We start from the raw sequence: 12,404 nt of genomic DNA on the forward strand, positions 1-12,404 counted from the left end.
CCTCCCACAATGAGCTTTTCCTACACTGTATTCGGCATTTTGAAATTGGTGATGCGAGCACGGCAATGTGTTGAGGAAATCTCAACAGCATATCTGAATGAAAAGTGGCCGTATGCAACCGCCCATCTGTATTACATCCCTTTCTGGCCTGAAGTTAAGAGCGTCAACTGCCCAGCGCCGGCGCTTAGGTTCATGTTGCATTTTTATCAACAGATGTCATTGGGATAAGCACTTTTTCTCAACGCCCCTATATACTGTCATGTAAACTGAATTTGCTACTCGAGAGGGGATTTTGAACATGGTTTGGCTTATGATCCTGGGCTTGGCGATTTCATCCAGCATCGACAATTTAGGCGTGGGAATTACTTATGGGATTCGGGGGATTCGGATACGTATATTGTCCAACGTACTGATATCCGTGATCTGTTTTCTATTCAGCGCAGCCGGAATCTATTTCGGACAATGGGTCTCCAAGGTTTTGCCGGGGATATTTCCGATATTGGTCGGGGCTTTCCTGTTAACCATCATCGGGATCCGCATCATTTTGCTCGCGATGCCTCGGCGTCCGAAGAACGTCACACCGACTGAGAAGAAGGGAGAAACAGCGAAAGGATTAAGCGGAATACTCAAAAACCCGGAGAAGGTAGATTGGGATCAATCGGGTGATATCGGCTGGGCTGAGACGATCGTTCTCGGGATTGCTCTCTCGGCGAATGCTCTGACCAGCGGATTAGGTGCGGGACTGCTCGGATTACCTCCCCTCCTCATCGCCATCACGGCCGCCATCGCTAGTTTTATTACTGTATGGTTAGGCGTCCTGCTTGGGAGCAAGGTTGCTCATATTCGAATTGGTTCGTTTTCGGTTGGGCAGTTCGGAACACTGATTAGTGGAATTTTGCTTCTCGTCATCGCTGCCAACTCCTTTTTCTAACCTTTTTAATTTTAAATCATCAAAAAAAGAGGCTAGCAGAGAACAAAACGCCGTTCTCTTCGCTAACCTCTTTTTTGACAAAATAATCCGTCTTATACTTCAAGATGCTGCACATTAAACAATCGTGCATAGCTCCCTTCAATCTCCATCAACTCGGCATGGGTTCCCTGCTCCGTAATAGTGCCATGCTCCATCACCACAATCTGATCAGCATGGGTAATCGTCGACAGCCGGTGGGCAACGATCAATGTCGTACGGTTCACAGACAGCGACTGCAGGGCCTGTTGGATCAAATGCTCGGATTCCAGGTCAAGCGCGGATGTCGCTTCATCAAGGACGAGAATATCCGGGTCTTTCAAAAATACGCGCGCAATCGCAATTCGCTGCTTTTGTCCTCCGGAAAGTTTCACGCCTCTCTCCCCGACTTCCGTATCGTATCCCTGAGGCAGATTCATGATGAACTCATGGGCATTGGCCGCCATTGCAGCCGCCTCAACCTTCGCGGGATCCGCATCCGGATTTCCCACTAGGATGTTATCCTTGACGGAGCCGCTAAAGAGAAAGTTGTCCTGCAGAACCATGCCGATGGAGCCCCGGACGCTTTCCATCGTTAACTTCCGTACATCCTCGCCGTTAATTCGCACGCTTCCCTGCTGAATATCGTAAAAGCGCGGAATGAGCGAGATCAGGCTCGATTTGCCTCCGCCGCTCATCCCCACGAAAGCCACTGTCTGACCATGTTTGATTTCGAGATTGACGTCTTTGAGAACCCAGTCTGCCTCGTCATTATATTTGAACCATACCCCATCGAAGGTAATATTGCGTGCCGGCGCATTCAGCTTTTGGGCTTCCGGCGCATCCACGATATCGTATGGCTCGTTCATCAGTTCCATTACCCGTTCCAAAGACGCGGATGCTTGGGTAAGCACAGTGGAAGAGTTGATCAGCCGCTTGAGCGGAGCGTACAGCCTGTCCAAGTAGCCGAAGAAGGCAACAAATGTCCCCAATGTAAGACTGTGATGAATAACGCGGTAGCCGCCGTAACCGATCACAAGCAGCGGCGCTATATCGGTCAATGTATTAATGATCGAGAACGTCAGCGCGTTCCATCGGGTCTGGGCTAGTGCCTTGTTCAGAAAGTTCTGGTTAATATTTTTAAACTGCTCGTGATCATGGCGCTCGAGTGTAAAGCTCCGAATGACGGAGATACCCTGTATACGCTCATGCAGATAAGCTTGAATGCCCGCCAGTGCCTGGGAGCGGTCCTTGGTCAGCTTCTTGAGCCTTTTGTACAGCATGTTGACCGCAATGCCGTAAAAAGGGAGAATCGCGATGGAGACCAGTGTCAGCACCGGATTAAGATAGAGCATAACCCCCAGGACGATCAGCAGCGTAAACATATCCAGCCAGATATTCATCATGCCGACTTCCACGATGTTTTTCGTCTGTTCGACGTCGTTGATAAAACGCGAAATGGCTTCCCCGACCTTCGTATTCTGATAATAACGCATCGATAGACGCTGAAGGTGAGCATACAGCTTGTTGCGCATATCAAACAGTATGCGGCTTGTAATGAGCTGGGCAAAATACTGTCTTAAATATTCGACCGGGCCACGAATGATGACGAATAGAATTAAAGCTCCTCCCAGAATGAGAAACAGCTGATTCGCTTGTTCCTGAACGGTCATTTTGGGATTCATGAGCAGATCATCGACGACGTATTTCAGAATCATCGGCAAGGTCAGCGGTATACCAAATTTCACGATCCCGATGAGCAGCGTCACAATAATCCATTTCGTATAGGGTTTAACAAATTGAAAATAAGCTTTCCAGTGACTCAATGACTTGCAACTCCCCTTTCAATATTGAACGCAATCTTTCGGCTTTTTTTATATTACCCGTCTATACAGGATGGTTCACCCGGTTGACATTTCCTCCTTACAGTGATTATATATTTCTAAGCTGCCACACTCGTTCTGTGGGACCAGAAGCACTGTAACCAAAGACCCTGCAACCAAGCAGGGAACTCAGGAGGCCCTAAATGTCAAGACAATTCGTTACGGAAGCGGTCATGCTGGCAATATACGGAGAACTGCTGCTGACACCCGTGCCGGTTGAATATATGGTACCGTATACCAGCCTGCTTGAGCTTTATGAATTTCTTTCAAGCGATGAACCATTGATGAGCAATGATGAAGATGACAAGCATGTCAAAGAAAAGGTCAGGGAACTCTTGGATTATCTCGATGAGCCGCTGAATAAGAAGAAAATCCAGAAAGCGCTGAATATGCCCTGGGCTAAAAGTCCTTACATACTCATCGGCGAGACCACCCGAGTTACGGTGGTAAATGCAATGGATACCGCACCATACGGCGAATTTTTCGATCCGGTCGAAACCGAGCTGCTCCTCGTTTCCCAGCGTGAACAGACACCTTTGCTTACGGATCAGCCTGAGCTGATTCACCGCATTATCGATGCTTCGGTACCCGTACAGGTATTCGACATTGACGACTTTCAGTTCGCTGTGGAGGGTGACCATTTTACCCATCCTATTTAAGCCTGTCCTTTCGGGCCTATAAGCAGTCAAAAACTCCTTTCCCTTACGGAAAGGAGTTTTTGCGTTATTTCACAGATTTGGAATCTAATCCTTCAGTGAGCGAAACTGCCCCAAGAGTGCCATAGATAGCAGATCCACCGAAGACCAGGGTTCGCCGAAAAAACGCAGTGCTTTGTTCACCTCTGCCTTAAAGTCCAGCTCACTTTGAAGCCCTTTGGCTTCGTATAGCGCAATGACCAAGAATTCTTCATCGCCGCCCTTGCTCACCTTCTTAAATTCAGGGCCTGAAAACATGCTGATCAAGGTCATGTCTTGTGCGGTAAGGGTTGTTTCCTCCCACAACTCCCTGCGGGCAGCATCTTCCAGCGATTCTCCCGGGGTCATCGAACCGAGGGGAAGCCCCCATTCCTCAGCCCCCGCCCTCTGCTGCAAAAGTACTTCCCCGTCCTTATTCTTCACGAGGATGGCTACCTGTACGGTAATTTTGGATGTTTTTTTAATATATTGACGGAAATCACGGTCCAAATGAGACAAGCTTCTCCCCCCTTCCATCACTCTGATTTTATATCTACCCGGCGTTCGAAGTCGTATTTTTCTGATCCTCTTCATAAATATATTCAATGTCGTCCTGGGATTCCAGATAACGAACAACCAGGTCATAGCCGCTCAAATACCAGCCGTCCTGCTCCTCCACAAAAAAGATAATGCCCTCCAGTTCCTCTTTCAGCAGCGGACGATCCGGTTCTTCAACGGATATTCCGAGCGAAAATCCGGGATGGAGTCCTCCGCCGGAGCTGTACCGGGGAAAGAAGCGCAGCGCATTGCCTTGTTGCAGCTCCAGTTCCTTGATGTACCATTTTGCCGCGTCGTTACTGATCCGAAGTTTCATCAGGCTTCAGTCCCTTCCATGAATTTTGTACTAGATCATACAATAGCCTATATACAATATATCATAACATTAATGCCCTAACTCCTAAAAATATAAATTGACAGAGCCCGGAGGAGGGTGATAAAATTCTCAGCATACGAGGTCTGAATTCAAATTATTACCAAAGAAAGGGTGAGCAACGTGTTCAATTTCAATCATGATCATTTTAACCAAACGACAATTGAATATGGGTGCAACCCTGCTGGTGGAACTGACTTTTGAAATCTGGAAACGGGTTTCAAGGAGCCATTGAACATTAACCATTCCTTCGGTCACGGTTGCCCTTCGCATCAACCGTGCGCATGATATATGTTAGGATTGCAAGGCATATCGTCCGGATACGGGCGGTATGCCTTTTTTAATTTCTTGGTTCTTATCCAGGCATTTACCGGCTTTGGCCCAACAAGAGAGGAAGTGAAAGTTTTGTTTTCCGTACTTAAAAACCTGGGTTGGTTCTTCCGCCAGGAAAAGAAACGTTATCTAATCGGCCTGTTCATGCTGATTATCTGCGGCATTGGTGAGCTGTTTCCACCTCGGCTGCTTGGAAACGCAATTGACGAAATCGTCCGCGGTTCTATTTCATGGGCTTCACTCACGAAATACATTGTCCTTATTCTCGTGACACTGATCCTGATTTATATTTTCACGTACATATGGATGCATAAACTGTTTGGCGGTGCGAATCTGGTAGAACGCATCCTGCGTTCGCGATATATGAATCAGCTGCTGCGAATGACTCCGCCGTTCTTTGAGCGAAACCGCACCGGTGATCTCATGGCGCGCGCGACCAATGACCTGCGCGCCGTTGCCAATACAGCCGGTTTCGGTATGCTGGTCATGACCGATTCGACGGCTTACCTGACAGTGATCCTGTTCGCCATGGGCTTTCTCATCAGCTGGAAACTGACGCTTGCAGCCATCCTGCCGCTCCCGTTCATTGCTCTGGCGATGAAAATCTACGGCAAAAAAGTTCATGAACGCTATACGGAAGCACAGGATGCATTCGGCGACATGAATGATCAGGTACTGGAGTCCGTTGCCGGCGTGCGCGTCATCCGCGCTTACGTTCAGGAAAGATCCGATGAGCGCAGATTTCAGGAGATCGCCGATGATGTATACCGCAAAAACATGCGCGTTGCCAAAATGGATGCGCTGTTCGAGCCGACGATCCGCTTATGCGTGGGACTCAGCTACGTGATTGGTCTTGCCTTTGGCGTCTATCTCGTGTTCAAAAACCAAATTACCCTTGGAGACCTCGTATCCTTCAATATGTACCTTGGGATGATGATTTGGCCGATGTTTGCCATCGGTGAGCTGATCAACGTCATGCAGCGCGGCAGTGCTTCCCTCGACCGCGTCGATGAAACATTATCCGTCGTACCGGATGTGCAGGATGTTCCGCACCCTACCCAAGTGAATGCACCGGATACGATTACTTTAAAAGACGTCACCTTCCGTTATCCAACCTCCACGGTAGATAACCTGAAGCATGTGAACCTGACCCTCCGCCGCGGGCAAACGCTCGGCATCGTCGGCAGAACGGGAAGCGGCAAATCCACGCTGCTCAAGCAGCTTCTGCATGAATACCCGACGGGTAACGGCGATATTCTCATTTCGGATACCCCGATCGAGCTGATCGCGAAGGATCAGCTTCACGGTTGGATCGGATACGTACCGCAAGAGCAGATTCTCTTCTCCAAGTCGGTTCGCGAAAACATCCAGTTCGGCAAGCATAAAGCTGATGACGATATTATTATGCAAGCCATTGCAACCGCAGCATTCGACAAGGATTTGCACACCCTCTCCGACGGACTGGAAACTCTCGTCGGCGAGAAAGGCGTATCCCTCTCAGGTGGTCAAAAACAGCGTGTGTCGCTTGCACGGGCATTCATTTCCGATCCGGAGATTCTTATCCTGGATGACGCCCTGTCCGCTGTCGATGCCCGTACGGAGGCACGCATTGTCGATAACATTCGCGAGCACCGTTCCGGTAAAACAACACTAATCTCGACCCACCGCCTCTCCGCGATCGAACATGCGGACTGGATCGTGGTGCTGGACGAAGGAAGTATCGTCGAGGAAGGTACCCACGCAGAACTCCTGGAACGGGGCGGCTGGTACCGGGAACAATTCGAACGACAACAGGTCGAAAACAATTTGAGCAGCGAGGAGGAATCATCCTATGACTCCTAAACCCAGGACGGGAAAACGTTTATTCCAATACGCCCTGACCGCCAAAGGCATATTCATTGCCGCCTTCATCGCCCTCGCCATCGGCGTAGGAGCAGAGCTGGCCGGACCCTTCATCGCCAAAAGCATGATCGACGATCACATGCTAGGCATCGAACGGCCATATTTTGAGACGACATCGGCTGAACAAGCCGCCGAATATCAGGGACATTACTACAAACGAGGCGACCGCTTTGATGCAGGCGAGAGCAAAGGCTCCCAGATTCAACTGCTGCAATCGGGACGCAGCTTTTACTTCATCAACCAGCCTGTGGAAGCTCCTCAAGGGGAGCGTACCTACGCGGATGGTCAAATCACGATCAAATACGGCGACAAGGTATCGCAATATCCAGCTGAGAAGCTGTCCGCCGCCGAACTTTATTCCTTTTACAAGCCGGAAGTTCCGGGAATTCTGAAGCTGGTCGGATTATACTGCATCTTCCTGCTTATCAGTATCTTCACGGAGTTCGGCAAAACTTACTGGCTTCAATCTTCCGCGAATAAGGTGATTCAAAAGCTTAGAAACGACGTTTATGCGCATATGCAGCGATTGCCGGTGTATTTCTTCGACTCGCTGCCTGCCGGCAAAGTCGTTTCGCGGATTACGAATGACACGGAAGCGGTCAAGGACCTGTTCGTGGCCGTGCTCGCTAACTTCAGCTCTGGTGTCATCTACATTACTGGCGTCTATATCGCCCTGTTCCTGCTGGATGTCCGCCTGGGCATGGTTTGCCTGTTTATCGTGCCGCTGCTGATCGTCTGGATTTTTCTTTACCGGAAATTCGCGACCAAATACAATACGATCATCCGCTCACGCCTTAGCGAAATCAACGCCATTATCAACGAGTCCATTCAAGGTATGTCCATCATCCGCGTGTTCCGCCGCCAGAAGCAGACCCGGGAAGAATTCGAAGCCTTGAACGATGACTATATGAAGCATCAGAATAAAATGCTGAATCTGAACGCTTTTACGACCCACAACCTGGTCAATGTGCTCCGCAGCTTTTCGTTCGCAGTGATCCTTGCCTATTTCGGCTTCGGTTCGCTATCCGGAGGAACGGCCGTTTCTCTCGGCGTGTTGTACGCATTCGTAGACGTTCTCAGCCGTTTGTTCCAGCCCATCACCGGGATGGTGAATCAACTGGCGGCGCTCGATTCCTCGATGGTGTCAGCCGGCCGGGTCTTCACGCTGATGGATGAGCCGGGCGAAGACGTGACGGATGGCACGATGCCGCGCTACAAAGGAAATGTCGAGTTCAAAAACGTATCGTTTGCTTATAAAAAAGAAAATTACGTGCTGAAAAACATCAATTTTGAAGCTCAGCAGGGACAGACCGTCGCGCTAGTCGGCCATACGGGATCAGGCAAAAGCTCGATCATCAATCTGTTGTTCCGGTTCTATGATCCGCAAAAGGGAAGCATCACGATCGACGGCAAAGAGGTCAAGGAACTGCCGAAGCAATGGATTCGCCATCACATGGGCATTGTGCTGCAGGACCCCTACTTATTTACAGGTACCATCGCTTCGAACGTAAGCCTCGGCGACGAGAAAATATCGCGCGACCAAATCGAAAAAGCCCTACGGGACGTGGGTGCTGAACGGATTCTTGCCCACTTGCCAAAAGGGTTTGACGAACCGGTAGTCGAGAAAGGAAGCACCTTGTCCGCAGGACAACGTCAGCTGATCTCCTTTGCTCGCGCGCTTGCCTATGACCCGGCGATCTTGATCCTGGACGAAGCAACGGCGAACATCGATACCGAAACGGAAAGCTTGATCCAAAGCGCCCTCGAAGTATTGAAAAAAGGCCGTACGACATTCATTATCGCCCATCGGCTCTCGACGATTCGCAGCGCCGATCAGATTCTCGTTCTGCATCGCGGTGAAATCGTTGAGCGCGGTACCCATGATCAGCTTATGCAGCAAGGCGGCCGGTACTATCAAATGTATCAACTGCAGCAGGGCACTTCATCAACGACCGACAACGTAATTGCACAGACTTCGGCGCCTTCGTTAGCTTAATCGGGAAACAGAACACATACGGCGTTAACGCGAGTTATGATTTTTTTCATCAAAATAATAAGACCCGCAAGAGAAGCACTTATGTAATAAGCGGCCTCTTACGGGTCTTTTATTTTCATTATAGCCTGTTATTTATACGATCCAACCCATACCACCATCTACTCTTCACCGCTCAAGGCATGCAGCAAGTCGAGTGCTTCCTCATGTTCCGGTTCTAGTACTAATGCCTTGCGGGTGTAGTCAAGTGCCAAATCAAGCATCTCCAGTTCATAGCTGCAAATGGCCAGGCAATACAGCACCGTTGGAACCGGCTCATCTTCATCCGCCTCCAGGGATGCTTCCAGATAATAGTTTGCATCCTCATACATCTCCATCTCGAACAGCAGCAGCCCTGCATCTAGCGCCAAATCATACCGCTGCTCCATCACATAATACGAAGACCACATGCGGTGAATGCCACGCCGTATATCCGCCATTTCCTCGTCGCCAGCCTCCGGCAGCAGACTTGAGAACCGCTTCGCGCCTTGGATGAAAAATTCCGCGTCATACCCGCCGAGCCGCCAAAAAGCCAAAAGCTGCTGCAGGCCCATCGTGTCCAGATGACGATCCACCCACTCCTTCAGCGAAAAAAACTCATCCGGTCCGAAGCGTTCGATCGAACGTCGGTAAGCCAATCGGGTGCCTGCATAACTAAGCGGCTCCTCCAACATGAGAATGCAGCCCACGTTCAAGTTTTTATAATAATGGGAAGTGAAAAGAGCATGCGCTCCCCGCTGCTCCATGACATGCGCAATAGCATGGTAATTCGCTGTCAACGAAAAGCTTCCGTGCAGGATTAATTCAGGGGGTTCTGCGAATTTCCAATTCTCCAGGCGATGGTCGCCTTTATCGGCTGTGAGAAGCAAAAATCCGGCCCGCGACAGCCGGTTCAGCCTTTCAAGGCATTCGAGTCCGACAGCCGGAAATAAAATATGGGAGTCCTCCAGCTCCTGTTGGTACAGGGCGATCACATCGTGATAAGCGAAACTTTCCTCTTCATAGGCAGGGGCTCGCCGATGCGAGTAGTCTAGATTCATGCTTTCCAGCGTCTGAGCCGGCGAAAGACGTTTTGGATTCTCGGGAAAATCGATAACGACGTCGCATTCGAAAATATGCCCATCCCCCACATAAATCAGCTCTTGCGGAATGCTGTCAAAGAAATAATTGGCGACAATGAGCAGCGGCTGTGCCAGATCCCCCGGCCGGATCGTCGTTCCGGATACAGTCAGGTTCAATTCATGGTCCGCAGCGGCATCGAATCTCGCAAAATCGAGAATTCCTTCGGAAACATATTTCTGAAGAGCGGGATGTCGTTCCCAGCTTTTCACGTTTTTCATCGGCAAATCGGTCATGACATACCGGAAAGGAGGCAGCGGAATGCCTGCGAAATCACGCAGCTCGCATAACTTTTGCAGCACGTGAAAAGCAAGCCGTCCCGCACCCGCTCCCAGCTCCAGGATCGTCACCGGTTCCACCGATTCCCCCTTCCTTGCGCGGTCCTGCAGAAAACCGAAGATCATTTCGGCATAAGCCTCCGCAATCATCGGATTGCTGGTAATATACTGAGGAACCTGATCATTGTTCCATGCACGAAGTCCCTGTTCTTCAAAATACTTCCGCTGCAGTTCCCAAATCGGGGCCTCACTGAAACGAAAACGTTGTTGTCTATGTTCTGTCATTCCATTCAAACCTGCTCTCCATCGTTCGTTAGCATTAATCGTACCATAGAAGCTGCCTCTACTAAAACTTTTTACATTCATTCTAAGCTAAACACTTTTCCAAGTGAAATCCCCTTATTAAGGGCTATACATAGAAATAAACCTCTCCCAGTGATTAGAACTGAAGAGAGGTATCTCCTTTTATCCGGTCCATTTCTCATTCGTAAGTGAGGATGCATGGTGCTTTGCACGTTGAAGCGGTATCCGAATCAATACGGTCGTGCCGATGCCGGGCCTGCTGTACAACTGGACACCATACTCTTTGCCGAAATAGAGCCTGATGCGTTCATTCACGTTACGAATTCCATAACCTCGTCCTCTGCCGGAGCTCTTAGTCGTCACCGGGTTATTCAACGCTGTGTCCACCTGCTGCAGCATCTCCTTGCTCATTCCGTTGCCGTCATCCATGATCTCGAACCGGATCGAATCCGTTTCTTCTTCATAAAATCCGCTGATGCGGATATAGATGCGGTCCCCGCACCATGCATGCTGCATCGCATTTTCGAGGAACGGCTGAAGGATCACTTTCACGGTGACAAAATTGACGATGCCCGGGTCAATATTAAACTCAACATCCATGCGATCGCCGTATTTCACCTTTTGAATGTCGATATAGGCCTGTGTCTGCTCAATCTCCTTGTGAATGGCAATGATCGTCTGCCCCTCATTCAGTGTGAGCCGATAAAACTTGGCAAGATTCATGACCATTTGATGCTGCTTGTCCACCTGACCAAACTTGGCAAGCCGACTGATCGAAGAAAGCGTATTGTACAGGAAATGCGGATTGATCTGTGCCTGGAGTGTCTCCAGCTCCGCCTCCTTTTTCTTTAGATTAGTCATGTATACCTCTTCAATCAGATGTTCGGTATGCTCGCCAAGCTTGTTTAATGACGCAGCAATCATGGTAAATTCATCATTACCTCTGTAATGCACCCGTTTATGAAAATCCCCCTGCTGAAATAAGTTCAGCACAGAGACTACCTTGGATACCCGCTTGGAAAAAAACCTGGAGACGCCTAGAGCCACCAGCAAAATGACAAAAAAACTAGCGATACATATGACGAGGGTAAGAATATTCACCTTGCGGGTTTCATGCTGGATAACCGTGTCGGGAATCAACGCGGTAAGCTTCCAGTTCAATTTCGGCAGCGCTTCGTCAAGCACAGTGAATCGGGATACATTCATCAGGTTGTAATCAGCCTGCAGATCAGGCACATTATCTCCGGAACCATACAAAATCCGATTGTTATCATCCAGAATCAGCAGCATGCTGCCGTCCCCAATCTTATCGATATCAACACTCTGAAAAATTTCGGAGAGATAGACACTGATTCGCACAAAGCCGATCGTCTCCAGCTTCGTTGGATTGCGCGTGTCCACCAGCCTGCGAAGAAGCGAGATTCTTCCGAATCTGCTGTCGTCCTCCACCTGCTGCCACACAACCGTTTTGCCATAGTTCTCTTCCGGAAAATCCTTGTACCACGGCTTGTCCTCGATCCGCTTCAAATGAAAGAGTCCCCAGTGTTTCCCCTTTGCCAAGGCATCCGAAAATGGGTCATCGCTATTGTAGATTTCCGGCAAAGTCTCGTTCTTCAGATACACGCTCATCCAAATTTTCCGGTTTGTTGAGTCCACCGTTTGCCTGAATTTAGGGATTAGCAGTTTGGTTGTCGTTTGATAACTGACCCACCCCTCTTCATATCGCACAATTTCAAGCGGCATGCTCTCATCAAAATATAGGATGTCGGACAGGCGCTGGGTATCTTCCAGCTTATAATTGATATTGTCGCGTATTTGCGCCAGTGTGCCGGTCAAGTTCGTGTTCATCTGCTTGCCATACAGGTCTACAAGAATCGTATTCGCCATATAACCAAAAATAAATATGGGAACAATGATCAAAATTAAATAGGAAATAAACAGCTTCATGCCAAAAGGCAAGAATAAACGCTTGTCGGAGTTTATGCGGTTCAATTTGTCCATGC

General features: G+C 49.3%; 9 protein-coding genes. 4 read left to right on the forward strand and 5 right to left on the reverse strand.

The genetic code is table 11. The annotated features are described in order from the left end of the window. Positions 1–298: 298 nt before the first annotated feature. A complete protein-coding gene (ytaF, locus tag GRF59_RS07310; protein WP_160496943.1) occupies positions 299–931 on the forward strand; it encodes a sporulation membrane protein YtaF in 633 nt (210 codons plus the stop codon). Positions 932–1,023: 92 nt separating this feature from the next. Here the strand turns inward: ytaF and GRF59_RS07315 are convergent, their stop codons facing one another. Then, positions 1,024–2,772, reverse strand: coding sequence for an ABC transporter ATP-binding protein (locus GRF59_RS07315; protein WP_160496944.1), 1,749 nt, complete (start codon positions 2,770–2,772; stop codon positions 1,024–1,026). 200 nt (positions 2,773–2,972) lie between these two features. Here GRF59_RS07315 and GRF59_RS07320 point away from each other — a divergent pair, with 200 nt between their 5' ends. After that, a complete protein-coding gene (locus GRF59_RS07320; protein ID WP_160496945.1) occupies positions 2,973–3,488 on the forward strand; it encodes an ADP-heptose synthase in 516 nt (171 codons plus the stop codon). An 84-nt stretch (positions 3,489–3,572) separates the two neighbouring features. Here GRF59_RS07320 and GRF59_RS07325 read toward each other — a convergent pair whose 3' ends face one another. Further along, positions 3,573–4,022 carry an NUDIX domain-containing protein gene (locus GRF59_RS07325; protein ID WP_160496946.1) on the reverse strand — a complete coding sequence of 150 codons (450 nt, stop codon included), beginning with the start codon at positions 4,020–4,022 and terminating at the stop codon, positions 3,573–3,575. Positions 4,023–4,056: 34 nt separating this feature from the next. Further along, positions 4,057–4,377: a HesB/YadR/YfhF family protein gene (locus GRF59_RS07330; protein WP_160496947.1), complete on the reverse strand. Its 321-nt coding sequence runs from the start codon at positions 4,375–4,377 to the stop codon at positions 4,057–4,059. Positions 4,378–4,839: 462 nt separating this feature from the next. On the opposite strand from GRF59_RS07330, the gene GRF59_RS07335 reads away from it, so the two are divergent. Further along, positions 4,840–6,609 carry an ABC transporter ATP-binding protein gene (locus GRF59_RS07335; protein ID WP_160496948.1) on the forward strand — a complete coding sequence of 590 codons (1,770 nt, stop codon included), beginning with the start codon at positions 4,840–4,842 and terminating at the stop codon, positions 6,607–6,609. After that, complete coding sequence (locus GRF59_RS07340) at positions 6,599–8,665, forward strand: ABC transporter ATP-binding protein (RefSeq protein WP_160496949.1); 2,067 nt, start codon at positions 6,599–6,601, stop codon at positions 8,663–8,665. The genes GRF59_RS07335 and GRF59_RS07340 overlap by 11 nt, the downstream gene beginning before the upstream one ends. Before the next feature lie 158 nt (positions 8,666–8,823). Here GRF59_RS07340 and GRF59_RS07345 read toward each other — a convergent pair whose 3' ends face one another. Both GRF59_RS07345 and GRF59_RS07350 read right to left on the reverse strand, forming a co-directional pair. Continuing rightward, complete coding sequence (locus GRF59_RS07345) at positions 8,824–10,383, reverse strand: tetratricopeptide repeat protein (protein WP_160496950.1); 1,560 nt, start codon at positions 10,381–10,383, stop codon at positions 8,824–8,826. A 180-nt stretch (positions 10,384–10,563) separates the two neighbouring features. Continuing rightward, on the reverse strand, positions 10,564–12,402 hold the full coding sequence (locus GRF59_RS07350; RefSeq protein WP_160496951.1) for a sensor histidine kinase: 1,839 nt from the start codon (positions 12,400–12,402) through the stop codon (positions 10,564–10,566). Between the last annotated feature and the right edge of the window lie 2 nt (positions 12,403–12,404).

Origin of the sequence: Paenibacillus dendrobii (assembly GCF_009807035.1) — a bacterium.
GTDB classification, from domain to species: Bacteria; Bacillota; Bacilli; order Paenibacillales; family Paenibacillaceae; genus Paenibacillus_AQ; species Paenibacillus_AQ dendrobii.

Bases quoted from the DNA above. Each gene is read 5' to 3' on its own strand.
- GRF59_RS07330 (WP_160496947.1), bottom strand. From the start codon at position 4,377: ATGAAACTTCGGATCAGTAACGACGCGGCAAAATGGTACATCAAGGAA.
- GRF59_RS07340 (WP_160496949.1), top strand. From the start codon at position 6,599: ATGACTCCTAAACCCAGGACGGGAAAACGTTTATTCCAATACGCCCTG.
- ytaF (WP_160496943.1), top strand. From the start codon at position 299: ATGGTTTGGCTTATGATCCTGGGCTTGGCGATTTCATCCAGCATCGAC.
- GRF59_RS07350 (WP_160496951.1), bottom strand. From the start codon at position 12,402: ATGGACAAATTGAACCGCATAAACTCCGACAAGCGTTTATTCTTGCCT.
- GRF59_RS07320 (WP_160496945.1), top strand. From the start codon at position 2,973: ATGTCAAGACAATTCGTTACGGAAGCGGTCATGCTGGCAATATACGGA.
- GRF59_RS07345 (WP_160496950.1), bottom strand. From the start codon at position 10,383: ATGACAGAACATAGACAACAACGTTTTCGTTTCAGTGAGGCCCCGATT.